21 protein-coding genes are annotated in these 20321 nt (G+C 69.0%); 15 read left to right on the top strand and 6 right to left on the bottom strand.

Annotated elements, in window-relative coordinates; all coding sequences use genetic code 11:
* The first annotated feature begins 102 nt into the window (after positions 1-102).
* Entirely contained in the window at positions 103-1044 is a 942-nt protein-coding gene (locus tag VBO01S_RS18075) for a DUF4349 domain-containing protein (protein WP_062477388.1), read from the top strand.
* Positions 1045-1266: 222 nt separating this feature from the next.
* Positions 1267-2175 carry a hypothetical protein gene (locus VBO01S_RS18080; RefSeq protein ID WP_157627385.1) on the top strand — a complete coding sequence of 303 codons (909 nt, stop codon included), beginning with the start codon at positions 1267-1269 and terminating at the stop codon, positions 2173-2175.
* On the opposite strand, the gene VBO01S_RS18085 is transcribed toward VBO01S_RS18080, so the two are convergent.
* Complete coding sequence (locus VBO01S_RS18085; RefSeq protein ID WP_062477314.1) at positions 2153-2467, bottom strand: EthD family reductase; 315 nt, start codon at positions 2465-2467, stop codon at positions 2153-2155. The two genes, VBO01S_RS18080 and VBO01S_RS18085, sit on opposite strands and share 23 nt — an antisense overlap.
* An 87-nt stretch (positions 2468-2554) precedes the next feature.
* On the opposite strand from VBO01S_RS18085, the gene VBO01S_RS18090 reads away from it, so the two are divergent.
* From VBO01S_RS18090 to VBO01S_RS18125, 8 genes are all read left to right on the top strand, one after another.
* Positions 2555-3475 (top strand): 2-hydroxyacid dehydrogenase, encoded by a 921-nt coding sequence (locus VBO01S_RS18090; RefSeq protein ID WP_062477390.1) that lies wholly within the window; start codon positions 2555-2557, stop codon positions 3473-3475.
* 93 nt (positions 3476-3568) lie between these two features.
* On the top strand, positions 3569-4318 hold the full coding sequence (locus tag VBO01S_RS18095; protein WP_062477316.1) for an IclR family transcriptional regulator: 750 nt from the start codon (positions 3569-3571) through the stop codon (positions 4316-4318).
* On the top strand, positions 4315-4704 hold the full coding sequence (locus tag VBO01S_RS18100) for a cupin domain-containing protein (RefSeq protein ID WP_062477320.1): 390 nt from the start codon (positions 4315-4317) through the stop codon (positions 4702-4704). Before VBO01S_RS18095 ends, VBO01S_RS18100 begins: the two co-directional genes overlap by 4 nt.
* 24 nt (positions 4705-4728) lie before the next feature.
* Positions 4729-5742 (top strand): Bug family tripartite tricarboxylate transporter substrate binding protein, encoded by a 1014-nt coding sequence (locus VBO01S_RS18105; RefSeq protein WP_062477323.1) that lies wholly within the window; start codon positions 4729-4731, stop codon positions 5740-5742.
* A 2-nt stretch (positions 5743-5744) separates the two neighbouring features.
* A complete protein-coding gene (locus VBO01S_RS18110) occupies positions 5745-6974 on the top strand; it encodes a CaiB/BaiF CoA transferase family protein (protein WP_370681283.1) in 1230 nt (409 codons plus the stop codon).
* A complete protein-coding gene (locus tag VBO01S_RS18115) occupies positions 6971-8140 on the top strand; it encodes an acyl-CoA dehydrogenase family protein (RefSeq protein WP_062477329.1) in 1170 nt (389 codons plus the stop codon). Before VBO01S_RS18110 ends, VBO01S_RS18115 begins: the two co-directional genes overlap by 4 nt.
* Positions 8141-8149: 9 nt before the next feature.
* Positions 8150-8446 carry an acylphosphatase gene (locus VBO01S_RS18120; RefSeq protein ID WP_062477332.1) on the top strand — a complete coding sequence of 99 codons (297 nt, stop codon included), beginning with the start codon at positions 8150-8152 and terminating at the stop codon, positions 8444-8446.
* A gap of 164 nt (positions 8447-8610) precedes the next feature.
* Positions 8611-9531 carry a hydroxymethylglutaryl-CoA lyase gene (locus VBO01S_RS18125; protein WP_062477334.1) on the top strand — a complete coding sequence of 307 codons (921 nt, stop codon included), beginning with the start codon at positions 8611-8613 and terminating at the stop codon, positions 9529-9531.
* A 12-nt stretch (positions 9532-9543) separates the two neighbouring features.
* Here VBO01S_RS18125 and VBO01S_RS18130 read toward each other — a convergent pair whose 3' ends face one another.
* The 4 genes from VBO01S_RS18130 to nirB are packed head-to-tail and all read right to left on the bottom strand — an operon-like array spanning position 9544 to position 15056.
* Positions 9544-11295, bottom strand: a complete 1752-nt coding sequence (locus VBO01S_RS18130) for a bifunctional protein-serine/threonine kinase/phosphatase (RefSeq protein ID WP_062477336.1) — start codon at positions 11293-11295, stop codon at positions 9544-9546.
* Positions 11296-11312: 17 nt separating this feature from the next.
* Complete coding sequence (locus tag VBO01S_RS18135) at positions 11313-12125, bottom strand: formate/nitrite transporter family protein (protein WP_062477339.1); 813 nt, start codon at positions 12123-12125, stop codon at positions 11313-11315.
* A gap of 45 nt (positions 12126-12170) precedes the next feature.
* Positions 12171-12512 (bottom strand): nitrite reductase small subunit NirD, encoded by a 342-nt coding sequence (gene nirD, locus VBO01S_RS18140; RefSeq protein WP_062477342.1) that lies wholly within the window; start codon positions 12510-12512, stop codon positions 12171-12173.
* Positions 12513-12536: 24 nt separating this feature from the next.
* A complete protein-coding gene (gene nirB / locus VBO01S_RS18145; protein WP_062477345.1) occupies positions 12537-15056 on the bottom strand; it encodes a nitrite reductase large subunit NirB in 2520 nt (839 codons plus the stop codon).
* A gap of 449 nt (positions 15057-15505) precedes the next feature.
* Here nirB and VBO01S_RS18150 point away from each other — a divergent pair, with 449 nt between their 5' ends.
* From VBO01S_RS18150 to VBO01S_RS18170, 5 genes are all read left to right on the top strand, one after another.
* Positions 15506-15994: a YbaK/EbsC family protein gene (locus VBO01S_RS18150; RefSeq protein ID WP_062477348.1), complete on the top strand. Its 489-nt coding sequence runs from the start codon at positions 15506-15508 to the stop codon at positions 15992-15994.
* Positions 15991-16260: a DUF1289 domain-containing protein gene (locus tag VBO01S_RS18155; RefSeq protein ID WP_082818188.1), complete on the top strand. Its 270-nt coding sequence runs from the start codon at positions 15991-15993 to the stop codon at positions 16258-16260. Before VBO01S_RS18150 ends, VBO01S_RS18155 begins: the two co-directional genes overlap by 4 nt.
* Positions 16257-16895 (top strand): 2-hydroxychromene-2-carboxylate isomerase, encoded by a 639-nt coding sequence (locus VBO01S_RS18160; RefSeq protein WP_062477351.1) that lies wholly within the window; start codon positions 16257-16259, stop codon positions 16893-16895. Before VBO01S_RS18155 ends, VBO01S_RS18160 begins: the two co-directional genes overlap by 4 nt.
* A 213-nt stretch (positions 16896-17108) precedes the next feature.
* Positions 17109-18803 (top strand): MFS transporter, encoded by a 1695-nt coding sequence (locus tag VBO01S_RS18165; RefSeq protein WP_062477354.1) that lies wholly within the window; start codon positions 17109-17111, stop codon positions 18801-18803.
* A gap of 134 nt (positions 18804-18937) precedes the next feature.
* Positions 18938-19126 carry a hypothetical protein gene (locus VBO01S_RS18170; protein ID WP_056577413.1) on the top strand — a complete coding sequence of 63 codons (189 nt, stop codon included), beginning with the start codon at positions 18938-18940 and terminating at the stop codon, positions 19124-19126.
* A 16-nt stretch (positions 19127-19142) separates the two neighbouring features.
* Here VBO01S_RS18170 and VBO01S_RS18175 read toward each other — a convergent pair whose 3' ends face one another.
* Complete coding sequence (locus VBO01S_RS18175; protein WP_062477357.1) at positions 19143-20273, bottom strand: ABC transporter substrate-binding protein; 1131 nt, start codon at positions 20271-20273, stop codon at positions 19143-19145.
* Positions 20274-20321 lie beyond the last annotated feature (48 nt).

Raw genomic sequence — 20321 nt, forward strand, 5'->3', positions numbered from 1 at the left:
GCGAATGGCTGCGGCGGCTTAACCCCGTTCGGGCGGCTGGCCCGTATCAGCGGTGGTAGTCATTCTTTTCGAGGAGTCCTGATGATCCGCCGCACCCTTTCCATGTCGACACCCCGCGCCGCCGTGCGCCACCGCGCAGGCGCTGTCCTGCTGGCCCTGGCGGCCGCCCTGTCGCTGGCCGGCTGCGACCGCCAGCGCAGTGCCGAGTCGGCCGCGCCGGCCTCCGCGCCCATGCCGGTACCGCCGATGGGCTATGGCGGTGCCATGAAAGCACAGCGGGCGAGCGCGCCGCAGGCCGAGATCGCCGCGTCGCAGTCCGACGAGGCGCGGGGCGGCAGTGGCGAGACCGCGCTGCAGCGCTTCCTGGCCGTGCGGCAGGACCTGAATGTCGAAGTGCCGGCTGAACAGCTGGCCGATGCCTGGGGCAAGGTGCGCGACCTGTGCGGCACGCTGAAGTGCGAGCTGCTGTCGTCTTCGCTGCTGCGCGAGACGCCGCAGCAGCCGGGCAACGCCCTGCTCGAGATGCGTGTGGAGCCCGCCGACGTCGACAAGCTGCTCGGCGGCCTGGCCGGCGTGGCGAACGTGGTCTCGCACACCACCACCAGCGAGGACAAGACCTCCGAGGTGATCGACGTCGAGGCCCGCATCAAGAACCGCACCGAGTTTCGCGACAGCCTGCGCGTCATGCTGCGCGACACCGTCACCAAGCGCACCATGGCCGACCTGCTGGCGATCCAGCGCACGCTGTCGGACACGCAGGCCGAGCTCGACGCCATCGCCACCCAGCGCAAGGTGCTGGCGCAGCAGACCAGCAAGCAGCACATCCAGATCCAGTTCACGCCCAAGCGCGCGCTGGTGAGCGGCAGCGACGGCTACAGCCCGATGGCGCACGCGCTGCGCAACGCCAGCGACGTGCTGGCCGAAAGCGTGGGCGCGCTCATCACCTTCGTGGCCGCTGCCCTGCCGTGGCTGCTGCTGGTGGTGCTGCCCGTGGGGTGGCTGGTGCGGGTGCTGTGGCGTCGTCGCCGCGCCAAGTCGGCGTGAGACACTGCGCGCCGGCCGCACCCGACGCAGGGTGGCCGCACGACAAGAAGGAGGGGCCGCATGGTGGGTCGATTTCGGAAGTTTCTTGCGGGACTGGGCCTGGGGAAGGCGCAGGACGATGGGGCGGTGCCTGCCTCTGTGCCGGCTGCGCCTGAACCGGCGCCACCGCCCGCAGCGCCCCCTGCACTGCGCTACACCTTCGACGTCAAACCCGCCCAGCCCATGGCGCGGTTGATCGCCGCCCCATGGGCCTCGGCGCCCCCGACGCCGCCGAAGCCCTTGAAGCGCCCACCACGGAACCCGCCCGCGCCGCCCGTCGAGGCACCTCCGCCGCAGTTCGACGCGACCCCGGACCTGCCGGAGCCCTTCGGCTACAAGGTCTGCTGGTTTGCCGTGCGCGCCTCGGACCCCGCACAAGTGCTCGATGCCCTCGGGTGGGCGTCCGAAGGGCCGGCCAACTGGCACACCGGCATCGCGGCGGCCTACCGTCGGACGTCTGGCGGACAGGCCCCCTGGGTGTTCGCATCACCGCCCGTCGACGGCTGGGTGTTGCTCGTTGGGGACGGCCTGCCGTATCCCGCCGTGTACCCGGAGGACCGCCTCAAAGGCATCGGGCAGGCCTTCGACGTGATCTTCACGCGCCTGAAGGACCACTTCGGCGAAGCGCAATTCTTTGGCAGCCACCGTGTCGCCGACTTCGTCACCTGGGCGCGCGCACGCCGCGGCGAGCCCGGGCGGCAGTTCAGCTATGCGGGCAGCAGCGGCGAGGTCTATGCCAACGTGGGTGCCCAGAGCGCCGAGGAAGCCGCGCTGGGCTTCGCCGTGCTCAGCGGGCTGTCGCCGGTCGACGCGCGCGACCGGCTCTCGGAACTGCTCGAGGAAGAGATGGCGCGCAAGGACGCGCTGGTCGCCTCAGGCATGTCGCGGCGCGACGCCGGCCGGCAGGTCCGCCCGAGTGGCCGCAGCGTCATGCCCGGCGAAGAGGACGTCACGGCGCTTGCCGATGCGTGGAGTGTCGACCCGACGCGGCTCGACGAAGCGGACCGGGGTTACTTGCCGGGCGTGGGGTTGATGGCCCGTGTTCCGACGGACCTGGGGCAGGAGCCCGTCAGCCCACCACCACTTCGCTGATCTGCATCACCGGCGCGATGTCGGTGTAGTTCTTCACGTCGCCCATGATCTCCTTCACGTGCGGGCCGAAGGCCTTCTGGAAGGACTCGACCGATTCGGCGAACACGTGGCACATGCCGACATACGTGGGCGGCGAGCCCGGTGCGCCGCCGCCCAGGCCCTTGTCGATGGTGTACGAGAGGCAGGCGTCGCCCATGCGGGCCTTGAGCATCGGCATGTGCTGGTCGCGGTAGTAGTCGTGGTCGAACCGAGCGCCGGGGGTGTGGGGGTACATCACGCTGACTTTGATCATGGAAGGTGTCTCCTGGGTGGCTGAATGCGGTCGAGCATAGGAGATGGCGCGCGACGCAACAAGCCGGTGCCTTCTAAGATGGCGCCCATGCGAATCTCCGTCTACCTCACCGACAACCGTCCCGATCCCTGGATCGATGGCCTGAAGGCCGAACTCCCCGAAGCCACCATCGAAGCCTGGACGCCCGGCGCGCCGCAGGCCGACCACGGCGTGGTGTGGGCGCCGCCCCAGCAGTTCCTCGACGAGCAGCCCGACCTGCGCGGCCTGTTCAACATCGGCGCGGGCGTCGATGCACTGCTCAAGCTCAAGGTGCCGGCGCACACGCGCATCGTGCGCCTGGACGACGCGGGCATGTCGGTGCAGATGGCCGAGTACGTGTGCCACACGCTCATTCGCCACTTCCGCGAGTTCGACGTGTACGAAGCGGATGCGCGCGAGGGCAAGTGGAGCTACCGCAAGCCGAAGCTGCGGCGCGACTTCCCGGTCGGCATCATGGGCCTGGGCGTGCTCGGCGAGCGCGTGGCCAAGGCGGTGGCGCAGTTCGAATTTCCGGTGCTCGGCTGGAGCCGCTCTGCCAAGGCCATTGACGGCGTGCAGGTGTTCAGCGGCGAGGCGCAGTTCGACGAGTTCCTGGCCTCCACGCGCGTGCTGGTCAACCTGCTGCCGCTGACCGAGGCCACGCGCGGCATCCTGAACCGCACCACGCTGGGCAAGCTCAAGCCCGAGGGCTACCTCATCAGCATCGCGCGCGGCGGCCACCTGGTCGAAGACGACCTGATCCCGATGCTCGACGCCGGCCAGCTCGCGGGCGCCACGCTCGACGTGTTCCAGGTCGAGCCGCTGCCGGCCGACCACGCCTTCTGGCGCCACCCGAAGATCACCGTCACGCCGCACGGCTCGGCGCGCACGCTGCGCGAGGAGTCCATCGCCCAGATCGCCGGGAAGATCCGCGCGATGGAGCAGGGCCTGCCGATCGCCGGCATCGTCGATCCCGTCCGCGGCTACTGACGCCCCTGCGCCGACGACGACGGTCCGGCTGACACGCGGCCGGCGGGGGAAAACCCCGACGCTTTTGTTTTTCACATACGAGAAAATTTCTTCATGGTTGTGAAAACAGCGTTTCGCGTGATCGAGATCGTCGAGCTCTTCGCCCGGGAGAAGCAGCCGCTGGCCCTGTCCGAGATGGCGCGGCTGCTCGACATGCCGGTGTCCAGCTGCCTGGGCCTGATCCGCACGCTCGAAGAGCAGGGCTACATGTACGAGACCGGCCGCCGCCAGGGCTACTACCCCACGGGGCGGCTGCTGGCGATGGCGCAGGTCATCGCCGCGCACGACCCGGTGCTCGACCGGGTGAAGGCCACGCTCGAGGAACTGCGCGACGCCGCCTGCGAAACGGTGGTGTTCGGCAAGTTCCGCGATGCCGAGCACGTCGTGTACCTCGACGTGCTGAGCGCGCCGCAGCGCATCCGCTACACGGCCGAGTCGGGCGAAACGCGCCCCGCGTACGCCAACTCGCTGGGCCGCGCGCTGCTGTCCACGCTCGCGCCCGAAGCGCGCCGCAAGCTGCTCGAGGGCATGACGCTCGCGCCGCTGACCGACGCCACGCTCACCACCGCCGATGCCATCGAGGCCGAGCTGCAGCGCGGCGCCGCGCGCGGCTGGTACGGCAACCTCGGCGAGAGCATTCCCGACCTGATCGGCCTGGCCTGGCCGCTGCGCATCGGCGGCGAGGCCTACGCGATCTCGGTGGCCGGCCCGCGCTACCGCATGGAAGCGCGCATCGACGACATCGCCGCGATGCTGCGCTCGGCCTGCCTGGCGATCGAACCCAAGACAGAGAACCCCCGATGACTGAAACCGCTGCGCGCTACTTCGTCCGCGAGGACGAGATCACCGGCTACCACCCCGCCAACCACACCGGCACGCTGAACAAGCGCCTGATCGGTCCCGAGACGGTGGGTGCGAAGCAGCTCGAGGTGCTGGTGGGCCACATCCAGAAGGGCAAGGGCGCGCTGCCGCATGCGCACCCGGGCATCGAACAGGTCTGCTACATGCTCGAAGGCCGCGCGGTCGCCGAGGTGGGCGGCCAGCGGCAGGAGCTGCATCCTGGCGACAGCTGCTTTTTTCCGGCCGACGCGATGCACACCTTCACGGTGGTGAGCGACGAGCCGGTGCGCGTGCTGGTGATCTACAGCCCGCCGTACGAGGAATCGCCGGAGCGCGTGATCCGGCCCTGAACGACAACCCCCGGAGACACAACCATGCAGACGAAGAACGCGACAGAAACAGTCGCGGTGGAAAGCCGCCGCCGTTTCATTTCCATCGGCGCTGCGGCGGGCCTGGTGGGCGCCGCGCCCTGGGCCTTCGCGCAGGACGGCGGCTATCCGAAGCAGCCGATCAAGCTCATCGTGCCTTTCGCGGCCGGCAGCGGCACCGACGCGGTGGCGCGCATCACCGCGCAGATGCTGGGCGAGGCGCTCAAGGCCTCGGTGATCGTCGACAACCGGGCCGGCGCCAGCGGCGTGATCGCGGCCGAGCTGGTGGCCAAGGCGCCGCCCGACGGCTACACGCTCTTCATGACGACCAACACCACGCACTCGGCCAACCCGAGCCTGATGAAGTCGCTGCCCTACGACCCGGTGAAAGACTTCGCGCCCGTCAGCCGCATGGGCAACCTGCCGTTCATGCTGGTGGTGAACAACGACCTGCCCGTGAAGAGCGTGGCCGAGCTGCTGGCCTGGGGCCGCGCGCATCCGGGCAAGCTGACCTACGCCAGCGGCAACAGCACCGGCATCGTGAGCGGCGCCACGCTGTCGCGCATGAGCGGCATCCCGATGCTGCACGTGCCCTACAAGAGCACGCCGCCGGCCATCGCCGACCTCATCGGCGGACAGGTGTCGATGATGGTGGTCGACCTCGCCGCGGGGCTCGCCACGGTCAAGGCCGGCAAGATGCGCGCGATTGCGGTCACCACACAGGAGCGCACCAAGCTCTTTCCCGAACTGCCGCCGCTGGCCGACACACCCGAGCTGAAAGGCTTCGACATTACCTCGTGGAACGGCGTGTTCGCGCCGGCCGGCACGCCGCGCGATGTCGTGCTCAAGCTCAACAAGGCGCTGTCGGAGATGGCGAACGGCGCCGCCTTTCGCGAGCGCGTGACGAAGCTGGGCTTCGATGCGTTCGGCAGCACGCCGGAAGAACTCGGGGCCTTCACCGTGTCCGAGCTGGCGAAGTGGAAGAAGCTGATCCAGGCCGCGGGCATCCAACCCGAATGAGCATGACCGGTTCTCTCGGCCCTCTCGAAGGCATCCGCATCCTCGACCTCACGGCCGTGGTGATGGGCCCCTACGCCACGCAGACCCTCGGCGACCTCGGCGCCGACGTCATCAAGGTCGAGCCGCCGTCGGGCGACAACCTGCGTGCCGTCGGCCCGATGCGTCATGCGGGCATGGGCGCGATGGCGATGCACCTGAACCGCAACAAGCGCTCCATCGTGCTCGACCTCAAGCAGCCGGAAGGCCGCGAGGCCTGCCTGCGGCTCGCGGCGGGCTGCGATGCGCTCATCTACAACACGCGCCCGCAGGCGATGGCGCGGCTGGGGCTCGGCTACGACGCCGTGGCCGCGGTCAATCCGAAGATCGTCTACCTCGGCGCCTTCGGCTACGGCGAAGAAGGCCCGTATGCCGGCAAGCCCGCGTACGACGACCTGATCCAGGGCGCGGCCGGCGTCGCCTCGCTCTTCGCGCAGCAAAGCGGCGGTGCGCCGCGCTACGCGCCCGTCACGCTGGCCGATCGCGCCGTGGGCCTGCAGGCCGCCATCGCGCTGCTCGCGGCCGTGCTCAGTGCGCAGCGCACCGGCAAAGGCCAGGCGGTGGAAGTGCCGATGTTCGAGGCGCTCTCGCAGTTCGTCATGGGCGACCACCTCGGCGGCCACAGCTTCGAGCCGCCGCTCGGGCCTACCGGCTACGCGCGCCTGCTCGCGGAGCACCGCAAGCCCTACGCCACGGCCGATGGTTACCTCGGCGTGCTCATCTACAACGACAAGCACTGGCAGGCCTTCTTCGACGTGATCGGCCGGCCCGAGCTGCGCAGCTCGCCGATGTTCGGCACGCACACGGCGCGCGCCGCGAACATCGGCGCGGTCTATGCGTTCGTGGCCGAGGTGATGGCCACGCGCGGCAGCGACGAATGGATGGCGCTGCTCGAAGCCGCCGACATCCCGGTCGCGCGCCTGCACACCACCGAGAGCCTGCTCGACGACCCGCACCTGCGCGCCGTCGATTTCTTCCCCGAGTTCGACCACCCGAGCGAAGGCCGCATCCGCACGCTCGCGCCCGTCGGCCGCTATAGCGCCACGCCCGCGGCCATCCGCCGGCCCGCGCCGCGCATCGGCGAGCAGAGCGTGGAGCTGCTGCGCGAAGCGGGCTATGCGGACGACGCCATCGACCGCCTGCTCGCGCGCGGCGTCACGCTGCAGCCGGAACCCCTGAAAGACAACAGCGAATGAATTTCTCCCTGAACGAAGACCAGCGCTCGCTCGTCGCGGCCATCGAGCGCCTGTGCGAAGACTTCCCCGTCGACTACTGGCGCGACCACGACGACCGCGCCGTGTTCCCGCACGAATTCCACCGCGCCGTCGCCGACAGCGGCTGGCTCGGCATCGCCATGCCCGAGGCGCAGGGCGGCGCGGGGCTGGGCATCACCGAGGCGGCGCTGATGATGCGCGCCATCAGCGCGTCGGGCGCGGGCATGTCGGGCGCGTCGTCGGTGCACATGAACATCTTCGGTCTCAACCCGGTGGTGGTGTTCGGCACCGAGGCGCAGCGCCAGCGCTTTTTGCCGCCGCTCATCGCGGGCACCGAGAAAGCCTGCTTCGCCGTGACCGAGCCCGACGCAGGGCTCGACACCACGAGCCTCAAGACGCAGGCGGTGCGCCAGCCGAATGGCAGCTACCTGCTGCACGGCCGCAAGATCTGGATCTCGACCGCGCAGGTGGCCGACCGCATGCTGATCCTCACGCGCACCACGCCGCTGGACCAGGTGAAGAAGCCCACGCAGGGCCTCACGCTGTTCTACACGGCGCTGGACCGCAGCAAGGTCGAGGTGCGCGAGATCCACAAGCTGGGCCGCGCGGCGGTCGACTCGAACATGCTCTTCATCGACGGCCTCGAAGTGCCCGAAGAAGACCGCATCGGCGAGGAAGGGCGCGGCTTCGAATACATCCTGCACGGCCTGAACCCCGAGCGCATCTTGATCGCGGCCGAAGCCATCGGCATCGGCCGCGCGGCGCTGCGCATCGCGGCGCAGTACGCGCAGGAGCGCGTGGTCTTCGGCCGGCCCATCGGCCAGAACCAGGGCGTGGCGCATCCGCTCGCGCGCGCCTGGGCCAACCTGGAGGCGGCCGACCTGATGATGCTCAAGGCCGCCACGCTGTACGACGCGGGCGAGCCCTGCGGCATCGAAGCCAATGCCGCCAAGTACCTCGCGGCCGAGGCGGCGCACGACGCCTGCCAGAACGCCGTGCTCACACTGGGTGGCATGGGTTACGCGAAGGAATACCATGTCGAGCGCCTGCTGCGCGAGAGCTACATCCCGCGCATCGCGCCGGTGAGCCCGCAGATGATCCTGAACTTCATCGCCGAAAAAGCATTGGGGCTGCCGAAGTCGTACTGACCACTGCCCATGAACCAAGACGCCACCATCACCCGCCACCTCGTCGTCCACGGCCTCGTGCAGGGCGTGGGCTATCGCTGGTCGATGGTGCAGGCCGCGCAGCGGCTCGGCGTGCGCGGCTGGGTGCGCAACCGGCGCGACGGCAAGGTCGAAGCGCTCGTGGCCGGCGAGGCCGATGCGGTCGAGGCGCTGGTGCACTGGGCGCGCCAGGGGCCGGCGGGTGCGCGCGTGGAGGCGGTCGATGTGAGCGAGGCCGACGCCGCGAGCGATCTGCCCGACGGTTTCGCGCAGCGCGAGACCGTCTAGCGGCTGTTTCCCGGCGGGGCCGACCGGTTGGCACCATTTGCAACCCCACAGGCGCGCATTGCTACCTTCCGCGACTTGTGTACCAAGCAGCGCAAGCCCATGTGTCAGACAATCGAAGCCGGTTTTTCATCCCCCTCCCGCGACAGCGACACCAGAGACATCCCATGAAACTCCCCGCCCAGGTCAAGCTCGTCGACGTCGGTCCGCGCGACGGCCTCCAGAACGAAAAGCAACCCGTCTCCGCCGAGGTCAAGATCGGCCTCGTGCACCGCCTGCAGGATGCCGGCCTGAAAGAGATCGAGGTCACCAGCTTCGTCTCGCCCAAGTGGGTGCCGCAGATGGCCGACAACGCCGAAGTGATGCACGGCATCGTGCGCAAGCCGGGCGTTCTCTACTCGGTGCTCACGCCCAACATGAAGGGCTTCGAGGCCGCCATTGCCGCGCCGCGCGACGAGTGGCCCGACGAGATCGTGGTGTTCGGCGCCGCGAGCGAGGCCTTCAGCCAGAAGAACATCAACTGCTCGATCGCCGAGAGCATCGAGCGCTTCGCGCCCGTGGTCGAGGCGGCGCGCGCCAAGGGCATCGCCGTGCGCGGCGCCATGTCGTGCACCGTGGGCTGCCCCTACGAAGGCGAGATCGCGCCGGCCAAGGTCGGCTACCTCGCGCAACTGATGAAGGGCATCGGCGTGCAGCGCGTGGACGTGGCCGACACCATTGGCGTGGGCACGCCGCGCAAGGTGCAGGCGGCGATGGAGGCTACGCTGGCGCACTTCGATGTCGACGCCATCTCCGGCCACTTCCACGACACCTACGGGCAGGCGCTGGTCAACACGCTGGCGGCGCTCGAGCTGGGTGTGTGGAACTTCCAGTCGTCCTCGGCCGGCCTGGGCGGCTGCCCCTACGCCAAGGGCGCGACGGGCAACGTCGCGACCGAAGACGTGGTCTACATGCTGCACGGCATGGGCATCGCCACCGGCATCGACCTGGACAAGCTGATTGACGCGGGCGTGTACATCAGCGAAGCGCTGGGCCGCGAGCCGAACTCGCGCGCCTCGAAGGCGATCCGCACCAAGCGCGCGGGCTGAGTTTTTTTCTTCTCAGCGCCCGAAGGCGCGCAGCCCGAGCAGCACCACCACCGCCGCGGCCAGCAGCACTGTGGTGCACTGCCAGAAGAGCACCGGGCGGCGCTCGATCAGCGGCGGCATCCGCGCGCTCCAGAACTCCGGGCCCGGCGCGCGCAGGTCGTGCGCGAACTCCGACACCGCCTGCTGCCGCTTCGCGGCCTGCGGGTGCAGCGCCTTCTGCAGCACGGCATCGACCCACGCGGGCAGCTCGGGCCGCAGGTGGCGCACGGGCACATAGCGCAGGCGCCCCACATCGGCTTGCGTGCGGATGCGCGACACCTGCAGGCCGTAGGGCAGCTGGCCGCACAGCATCTGGTAGACGATCGCGGCCAGCGAGAACAGGTCGGAGCGCGCGCTGCCGCCGTGGCCGGTGAAGTACTCGGGCGCGGTGTACTGCAGCGTGCCTTCGATGGCCAGGGCGCGGGCCTCGCCGCTGCCGTCGGCCAGACCGGCCACATGCGTCGCGGCCAGGTCGATGATCTTCACGGTGCCGGTGCGGTCGATCATCACGTTCTCGGGCCGCAGGTCCTGGTGCAGCATCTCCTTGCCGTGCAGCGCCTGCAGCCCGCGCGCGAGCTGCTCGACGATGCCGCGCACGCTGTCCAGGTCGGGCCGGGGGTGGTCGACCATCCACTGCGCGAGCGTGTGGCCGTCCACGTACTCCATGGCCACGTACAGGTGCGCGCGCGGGCGCTCCACGGCGCTGGCCTTGAGCACGTGCGGGCTGTCGATGCGCCGCGCCACCCATTCCTCGAGCACGAAGCGGTCGAGGTAGCCGGGGGCGTCGCGCAGGTCGACCGACGGCAGCTTCAGCACGGCGGGCTGGCCGGTGGCGTCGTCGGTGGCCAGGTAGACGTGGCTGCGCGCGCTCATGTGCAGTTCGCGCACGAGGCTGAAGCCCTCGAAGCGGGCCCGCGGCGCCAGCGCCGGCGGCATCGCCAGGCCCTCGCGCTGCAGCTGCGCGGGCGGCGCGGCGGCGTCGGGCAGTTCGTCGATGCGCAGCAGCTGCACCGTGATGTCGTCGGTGCTGCCCCGGGTGCGCGCGGCTTCCGCGAGCCAGCGCGCTGCTTCGTCGAAGTCGTCGGCATGCCGCGCCAGCGCCTCGTGCACGGCGGCGACGTCCAGGTGCGTGTAGGCGCCGTCGGTGGCCAGCAGGTAGACCTCGCCCACCTCGGCCTCCCAGCAGCGGTGGTCGATCTCCACATGGGCGCCCGCGCCCAGCGCGCGCCCGAGGTACGACTCGACCGACGACACGCGCACGCGGTGGTCCTCGGTGAGCTGTTCGAGCGCGCCGGTGTGCAGCCGGTGGATGCGTGCGTCGCCCACGTGCAGCAGGTGCGCGTCGCGGCCCTTGAGGATCAGCGCGCTGAAGGTGCAGACGTAGCCGCTGTCCTTGTCGAAGCGCGCGTCGCTGCGCATCGTCTGCGCATGCAGCCAGGCGTTGGTGGCGCCCAGCACGCGCTGCGCGGAACGCTGCACCGACCAGGTGTCGGAGGTCGCGTAGTAGTCGTCGAGAAAGCCGCGCACGGCCGCCGCGCTCGCCACCTGGCTCACGCGGCTGGAGCCGATGCCGTCGGCCAGCGCCACGGCGATGCCCTTGGAAAGAAGCAGCGCGCCCTCGGGCAGCATGGCGCCGTGGAAGTCCTGGTTGACCGGCGCGTGAAGCCCCGCCAGCGAATGCTGGCCGAGCGTCACGCGCAGCTGCTTGCGCGGCGGCGCGGGCATGCGAACGATGCGGTGGCTCAGCCGGCGACGCGCTTGGCCGCCGTCTTGTAGTGCGTGGCGTACAGCGTGAGGCCCACGAAGGTCAGGCCGCCGACGAGGTTGCCGATCACCGTGGGCAGTTCGTTCCAGATCAGGTAGTCCATGAAGGTGAACTTGCCGCCCAGCATCAGGCCGGCGGGGAACAGGAACATGTTGACGATGGAGTGCTCGAAGCCCATGTAGAAGAAGACCATCACGGGCATCCACATGCCGATGGCCTTGCCCGACACGGTGGTCGACATCATGGCCGCGACCACGCCGGTCGAGACCATCCAGTTGCACATCACGCCGCGAATGAACAGCGTGAGCATGCCGGCCGCGCCGTGCGCCGCATAGCCGACGGTGCGGCCTTCGCCGATGTGGCCGAGCTTTTCGCCGATGGCGTTGGGCGCTTCGCTGAAGCCGAAGGTGAAGATGATCGCCATGAACACCGCCACCGTGAGCGCGCCCGCGAAGTTGCCCACGAACACCAGGCTCCAGTTGCGCATCACGCCGCCCCAGGTGGCGCCGGGGCGCTTGTCGAGCACGGCCAGCGGTGCCAGCGTGAACACGCCGGTGAGCAGGTCGAAGCCCAGCAGGTACAGCATGATGAAGCCGACCGGGAACAGCATCGCGCCCACCAGCGCATTGCCGGTGTTCACGGTGATGCTCACGGCGAAGGCGGCGGCCAGCGCGAGGATGGCGCCGGCCATGTACGAGCGGATCAGCGTGTCGCGCGTGGACATCAGCAGCTTGGATTCACCGGCGTCGACCATCTTGGTCACGAATTCGGCAGGGGCGAGGTAGGCCATTCGGGGTCCTTGGAGAGAAGCTGAAAAAATCGGAAGAGGGCGGCGTCAGGCCAGCGCGACGAGCACGCGGCCGTCCTCGACGCGCACCGCATGCGCGCGCACCGAGTGCTCGGGCGCCTCCAGGCATTCGCCGCTGCGCAGGTCGAAGTGGTTCTTGTAGAGCGGCGAGGCCACGACGATGCGCTCGCCCAGGCTGCCGACCAGCCCGCGCGAGAGCACGCTGGCGCCGGCCTTCGGGTCGACGTTGTCGATGGCGAAGAGCGAGGGCTCCTGGCCGACGCGAAAGATCGCGACATGCACGCCGTCGACCAGCGCGCACACGCCGGTGTCGGGGAGGATGTCGCCGGCGGCGCACACGGCGGTCCAGTTCAGGGTGTCGGTGGTCATGGGGTTTCCTTCGTTGTCGGTCGCTCAGGCGGCGCTGGTCTCGCGGCGTTCCTCGGGGCGTGCGGGGCGGTTCTGGCCGCGCTCCTGCACGAAGACGATGTGCTCGTCGGGCTTCTCGCTGTTCACGAAGGAGCGGAAGCGCTGGCGCGTGGCGGGGTCGTTCACCGCGGTCTTCCATTCGCACTGGTAGGTGTCGACCACGTGCTGCATCTGCGCCTCGAGCTCGGCGCCCAGGCCCAGCGTGTCCTGCAGCAGCACGCCCTTGAGGTAGTCGAGGCCGCCCTCGAGGTTCTCGCGCCAGGTGCTGGTGCGCTGCAGGCGGTCGGCCGTGCGCACGTAGAACATCAGGAAGCGGTCGATCATGCGGATGAGGTCGGCCTTGCTCAGGTCGCTCGCCAGCAGCTCGGCATGGCGCGGCTTCATGCCGCCGTTGCCGCACACATAGAGGTTCCAGCCCTTGTCGGTGGCGATGATGCCGACGTCCTTGCCCTGCGCCTCGGCGCATTCGCGGGTGCAGCCCGACACGCCGAACTTGATCTTGTGCGGCGCGCGCAGGCCCTTGTAGCGGTTCTCCAGTTCCACGGCCAGGCCGACGCTGTCGTCCACGCCGTAGCGGCACCAGGTCGAGCCCACGCAGCTCTTCACCGTGCGCAGCGACTTGCCGTAGGCATGGCCCGACTCGAAGCCGGCGGCGATGAGTTCTTCCCAGATGGACGGCAGCTGCTCGACGCGCGCACCGAACATGTCCACGCGTGCCCCGCCGGTGATCTTGGTGTACAGGCCGTACTTCTTCGCGACCTGGCCCACGGCGATCAGCCCCTCGGGCGTGACCTCGCCACCGGGCATGCGCGGCACCACGGAGTAGGTGCCGTCCTTCTGGATGTTGCCCAGGAAGTAGTCGTTGCTGTCCTGCAGGCCGGCCAGGTCTTTCTTGAGCACGAACTCGTTCCAGCACGAGGCGAAGATGCTCGCGGCGGTCGGCTTGCAGATGTCGCAGCCCAGGCCCTTTCCATGCTTCGCGAGCAGGTCGGCGAAGCTGCGGATCTCGCCCACGCGGATGAGGTGGTACAGCTCCTGGCGCGAGTAGGGGAAGTGCTCGCACAGGTGGTTGTTCACGGCCATGCCGCGCTTGGCCATTTCCATCTTCATGACCTGCGTGACCAGCGGCACGCAGCCGCCGCAGGTGGCGCCGGCCTGGGTGCAGGCCTTCATCTCGGCGGGCGTGCACACGCCCTGGCCCACGGCTTCGCAGATCTGGCCCTTGGTGACGCTGTTGCACGAGCAGATCTGTGCGGTGTCGGGAAGGGCCTCGACGCCCAGGCCCGGTTTCGCCTTGCCGTCGCTCGACGGCAGGATCAAAAACTCGGGTTCGTCGGGCAGCGCGATGCCGTTGAGCGCCAGCTGCAGCAGCGTGCCGTACTCGCCGGCGTCGCCGACCAGCACCGCGCCCAGCAGCTGCTTGCCGTCTTCGCTGACCACGATCTTCTTGTAGACCTGCTTGCGCTCGTCGATGTACTGGTAGGCGCGCGACTTCGGCGTCTTGCCGTGCGCGTCGCCGATGCTGGCCACGTCGACGCCCATCAGCTTGAGCTTGGTGCTCAGGTCGGCGCCGGTGAAGGCGGCGTCGTCCTGGCCGGCGATGTGGCGCGCGGCCACGCGGGCCATGTCGTAGCCCGGCGCGACGAGGCCGAAGGTCTGTTCGTTCCACGACGCGCATTCGCCGATGGCGTAGACGTTGCGGTCGCTGGTGCGGCAGTGGCTGTCGATCGCCACGCCGCCGCGCGGGCCCACGGCCAGCAGGCTCTGGCGCGCCAGTTCGTCGCGCGGGCGGATGCCGGCGGAGAACACGATCATGTCGGTCTCCAGGTGCGTGCCGTCGGCGAACACCATGCGGTGCCGTGCGCTCGCGCCGTCGGTGATCTCCACCGTGTTGCGGCCGGTGTGCACGTGCAGGCCCAGCGCCTCGATGCTGCCGCGCAATGCACGGCCACCGCCTTCGTCGACCTGCACCGCCATCAGGCGCGGTGCGAACTCGACGACGTGCGTTTCCAGGCCCATGTCGCGCAGCGCCTTGGCGCATTCCAGGCCCAGCAGGCCGCCGCCCACCACCACGCCGCTGCGCGACCTGGCGCCGCAGGCCTTCATGGCATCCAGGTCCTCGATGGTGCGGTAGACAAAGCAGTTCGGCCGGTCGCGGCCCGGCACGGCCGGCACGAAGGGGTTGGAGCCGGTGGCCAGCACCAGCTTGTCGTAGGCGATGACCTCGCCGTCGGCCGTGGTCACGGTGTTGTTGCGCCGCTCGACGGCCACGGCCCGCGCGGCCAGGCGCAGCGTGAAGCCGCTGCGCTCGAAGAAGCCGGGCTCGACCAGCGACAGGTCGTCGGCCGTCTTGCCGGAGAAGTATTCGGACAGGTGCACCCGGTCGTAGGCCGGGCGTGGCTCTTCGCACAGCACGGTGACCTGTGCGTCGGGAATGCCGAGCGTGTGGAGTTGCTCGAGGAACTTGTGGCCGACCATGCCGTGGCCGATGACTGCGATCTTCATTGGGGGTCCTGCACGCAACCGGCCCTGGAAGGCGCCCCCGCAGCCGCTGTCGAACAGACAGCGTCGTTGGGGCCCCCGCGACGGAACGGATGCGAAATGGGTTGGAGCAGACGAACCGGCGGCGGGCGGCCATCGGTGCGCTTGAACCCCGCCGTCGTTAGCGGAGGCACTGCGAACCCGCCGCAGAAGCCGGTGGGTCGCCACCGTGTTCAGCAATAAGCGTGCCGCGCTCAAAAGCCCGTGCGGCGGGCCTCATCGGCCGGTGGCGCACCGAAAGCGGACCGGCGCCGGCGCGCCGCGCACGGGCGTCGTGCGCCGGCGCTCTCCGCATTGGTGCGCCCGGGTGGAGGGGCGGATGCGGGCGGTGGCGTCGGTGCGCGGGGCTTTTCCGTATGCTCGGGGCCTTGCAACGCAGGGCGAACGCCCCCACGAACCTCGAAGAACTTGCCATGTGCGGCTCCGAACTCCATTCCCTCCCTGAAGGTGTCCAGCGCGTCTCCCGCGTGCTGCAGGACGCCGGCCATCCCCATGCACCCCGCATGCTCGACGACGCCTGCCGCACCGCGCAGCAGGCCGCCGACGCGCTGGGCATCTCGGTCGGTCAGATCGCCAAGAGCATCATCTTCCGGCGCAAGAGCGACGAGGCGGCGGTGCTGGTCATCACCTCGGGCGACAAGCGCGTCGACGAGAAGAAGGTCGATGCCATCGTCGGCAAGACCGGCCGCGCCGACGCCGACTTCGTGAAGGCGCGCACCGGCTTCACCATCGGCGGCGTGTCGCCGGTGGGCCATGTGACCAAGCCGGTGGTGCTGATCGACCGCGAGCTGTTCCGCTTCGAGGAAATCTGGGCCGCCGCGGGCCACCCGCACGCGGTGTTCCAGCTGCACCCGACCGATCTCGAGAAGCTCACCGGCGCGCCGGTGGCCGACGTGGTGTGAACTTCGACGAAGCGCATGCGCTCGCCGAGCGCGCAGGCACCGTGCAGCGCATGGACGGCGAGGTGCCCTCGCCGTGCTCGTCGGTGTGCCGCATGGACCGCCTGAGCGGCTTCTGCGAAGGGTGCCTGCGCACCATTCCCGAGATCGCCGGCTGGAGCAAGATGGAAGACGACAGCCGCCGCCAGGTGTGGCGCGCGATCGAACTGCGGGCCCAGGCCGGCATCTGGCGCGTGCCCGAACCCACCACAGGAGACCACGACGCATGAAGCACATCGACTTCTATCTCGATTTCATCTCGCCCTACGCGCACCTGGCGTTCGAGCACCTGCCCGAGGCGCTCGAAGGCCTGAGCGTGAGCGTGGCCTACAAGCCGGTGCTGCTGGGCGCGCTGCTCAAGCACCACGGCCAGCTCGGGCCGGCCGAGATTCCGTCCAAGCGCAGCTGGACCTACCGCCACGTGCTGTGGCTGGGCCAGGCGCACGGCATCCCCATCGAGATGCCGGCCTCGCACCCCTACAACCCGCTGCCGCACCTGCGCCTGGCCGTGGCCACGGGCGACGACGGCAGCATCAACCGCCTCGCAGCCGAGACCCTCTTTCGCCATGTGTGGCGCGGCGGCGAAGAGGCGGGCGATGCCACGCGGCTGGCCGCGCTCACGGCGCAGCTGCAACCCAAGCGCGACGTGAACGGCGACGAGAACAAGGCCCTGCTCAAGCGCAACACCGACGAGGCCGTGGCGCAGGGCGTGTTCGGCGTGCCCTGCTACGTGGTCGACGGGCGCCTGTTCTGGGGCTTCGACGGCCTGGCGATGCTGCGCGCCTACCTGCAGGGCGACGCCTGGTTCGACGGTCCGCAATGGACCGGCGCCGACCAGCGGCCCTCGTTGCTGCGCAAGAGCTGAGGCTTTTTTGCTGCTTCGCAGCAAGGACTGAGGACAAACCCGCGCAGGGTCCTTGTTTCTTACAAGCTGAAACGAGCAGCGCGGGTTTCACCCTAAACCGTAAGCGCCCGTTCAGTTTCGCGAAAGCCTCGGGTCAGTCGCGCCTCCAAGAATGCCCCACGGTCCCGAATGCCGGGAACCGATGGACGCATACATACACACCAGGAGACGACGATGGCAGCCACGCTAGATTCAAGGGGAGTGCCGCATCCGGCCCCCCGGCCCATGTCCGCGGAGGAGAAGAAGGTCATCTTCGCCTCCTCGCTCGGCACCGTGTTCGAGTGGTACGACTTCTATCTGTACGGTTCGCTCGCCGCGATCATCGCGAAGCAGTTCTTCAGCGGCCTGGATGCGGGCGCGGCCTTCATCTTCGCGCTGCTGGCGTTCGCCGCCGGCTTCCTGGTGCGTCCGTTCGGCGCCATCGTGTTCGGCCGCCTGGGCGACATGATCGGTCGCAAGTACACCTTCCTGGTGACCATCCTGATCATGGGCCTGTCGACCTTCATCGTCGGCCTCTTGCCCAGCTACGCGACCATCGGCGTCGCGGCGCCGGTGATCCTGATCGCGCTGCGCATGCTGCAGGGCCTGGCGCTCGGCGGCGAGTACGGCGGTGCCGCCACCTACGTGGCCGAGCACTCGCCGCACGGCAAGCGCGGTGCCTACACCTCGTGGATCCAGACCACGGCCACGCTCGGCCTGTTCCTGAGCCTGATCGTGATCCTGGGCGTGCGCACCTGGCTCGGTGAGCAGGCATTCGGCGAGTGGGGCTGGCGCATTCCGTTCCTGGTCTCCATCCTGCTGCTGGCCATCTCGGTGTGGATCCGCCTGACGCTGTCGGAGTCGCCGGCCTTCCAGAAGATGAAGGCCGAGGGCAAGACCTCGAAGGCGCCGCTGGCCGAATCGTTCGGTCAGTGGAAGAACCTGAAGATCGTGATCCTGGCGCTGATCGGCCTCACGGCCGGCCAGGCCGTGGTCTGGTACTCGGGCCAGTTCTATGCGCTGTTCTTCCTGACGCAGCAGCTCAAGGTCGATGCGACCACGGCCAACCTGATGATCGCCGCCGCGCTGCTGCTGGGTACGCCCTTCTTCGTGGTGTTCGGCACGCTGTCCGACAAGATCGGCCGCAAGCCGATCATCATGGCCGGCTGCCTCTTGGCCGTGGTCACCTACTTCCCGGTCTTCAAGATGCTGACCGAAGCCGCCAACCCCGACCTGGCCCGCGCACAAGCCACGGCCGGCGTCACCGTGACGGCCGACCCGAAGACCTGCTCGTTCCAGGGCAACCCGGTGGCCCGCGAGATCGACTTCAAGAGCTCGTGCGACATCGCCAAGCGCTACCTCGTGCAGAACTCGGTGAGCTACGAGAACGTGGCCGGCGCGCCCGGCTCCGCGGCCGTCGTGAAGATCGGCGACAAGACCGTCGAGGCGCCCACCGGCGTGGTCGCGAACTCCAAGTTCGACGAGACCAGCGTCAAGGCCATCGCCGCCTTCAAGAAGGGCGTGGCCGAAGACCTGAAGGTCGCGGGCTACCCGTCCAAGGCCGACCCCGCCAAGATCAACAAGGTGCTGACCATCGTGCTGCTGTTCTGGCTGGTGCTGCTGGTGACCATGGTCTACGGCCCGATCGCCGCGATGCTGGTCGAGATGTTCCCCACGCGCATCCGCTACACCTCGATGAGCCTGCCGTACCACATCGGCAACGGCTGGTTCGGCGGCCTGCTGCCGACCACCGCCTTCGCCATCGTGGCCTCGACCGGCAACATGTACAACGGCCTGTGGTACCCGATCATCATCGCGGGCATCACGCTGGTGATCGGCACGCTGTTCATCCGCGAGACCAAGGACGTGGACATCTACGCCAACGACTGATCCTCGGCGGCATCTGGAGGGGGCCGCGCGGCGGCTGCCCTCCGTTCAACAAAGAGGCTTCATGCCCCGCGGCATGAGGCCTTTTTCTTGAACCCTCTTCATCCCCCGTTTCACCTTCTCAGGAGACAGTACCCATGTGGAAAATCGTTGTCGGCTTCGTCATCTTCGCCGCCATTGCCCTGTATGTGATTTCGATGGGCGGCGACAAGATCGACATGTCCGGCGAGAAGCACGGCGGCGACACGACGCACGCCCCCGCACCGGCGGCCACGCCGGCGCCTGGCGCATCGGCACCGGCTGCCGCGGCTTCCGCCGCGAAGTAACGCAACGGGGCGCGCGTCAGCGCTTGAAGCGGCCTTCGCTGATGATCGCGAGGTCCGCGAAGTCGATGCCGCTGTGGTCCTGCGGCGAGTAGCTCACCTCGAGCCCACCGCCCAGGTCGTAGCCCTTGAGGCTTTCGAGCGCCGCCAGCACCTTGGCGCGCGTGGGCTTGGGGCCCGCGCGGCGCAATGCCTCCACCAGCACCTTGGCCGAGGCGAAGCCTTCGAGCGCAGCCGGTGACAGCTCGCCCTGGCCCTTGGCGCGGGCGAGCGTCAGCGCCTCCTTCACCATCGGCTGGCCCATCGAGCGTTCGCTGGGGAACACCTGCGTCACGATCACGCCGCGGCTGGCGTCGCCCAGCTGCTTGATGAAGCCCGACGAGGCGTTGTTCGACAGCGTGACCACCTGCGCCGCCGAGCCCGCGGCGCGCAGCGCCTTGATGCCGTCGACCACCGCCACGCCCGAGCCGATCCACACCACCGCCTGCGCATCGGCCTTCATGATGGCGGGCACGATGGTCTTGTAGTCGGGCTTCTCGCGGTCCGCCGGCACGGTCGCGATCGGCTGAGCCTTGCCCTTGGTGAAGCCGTTCATCGCGCCCTGCAGCGCGTCGGCACCGAACGAGTCGGTCACGTGAACCACGGCGATGCGCGTCAGGCCGATGGTCAGCAGGTGCTGCACCGCCTTCTCGGCCTCGCGCTGGTAGGTGGCGCGCACGTTGAACACATGCTTTTGCAGCGGCTTGTGCAGCACCATCGCGCCGGTCGAGGGGCCGATGAGCGCCACCTCGTTCTTGTCCAGGTACGGGATGATGGCCTGCGAGTGCGGCGTGCCGCGGCTCATGAAGAGCGCCAGCACCTTCTTGTCCTCGATCAGCACGCGCGCGTTATCGCCGGCGCGCTTGACGTCGAAGGCGTCGTCCATGCGGATGACCTCGATCTTCTCGCCGTGGATGCCGCCCTGGGCATTGGCCGCGTCGATCACCAGTTGCGCGCCGCCGATGGTCTCGTTCACGCTGGCGGCCACCGAGCCGGTCATGCCCGCTGTCTGGCCGATCACGATCTGGGCCGAGGCGCCCATCGCGCACAGCGCCAGCAGGGCGGCCACGCCGAGCGCGTGCCGTGAACCTGCCACTTTCTTCTTCGTCATGAAAGCCTTTCGGAGCCTTCGGGAGACTCGCTGAACAATTGTGAAAAC

Source organism: Variovorax boronicumulans NBRC 103145, assembly GCF_001591345.1.
Classification (GTDB): domain Bacteria; phylum Pseudomonadota; class Gammaproteobacteria; order Burkholderiales; family Burkholderiaceae_C; genus Variovorax; species Variovorax boronicumulans.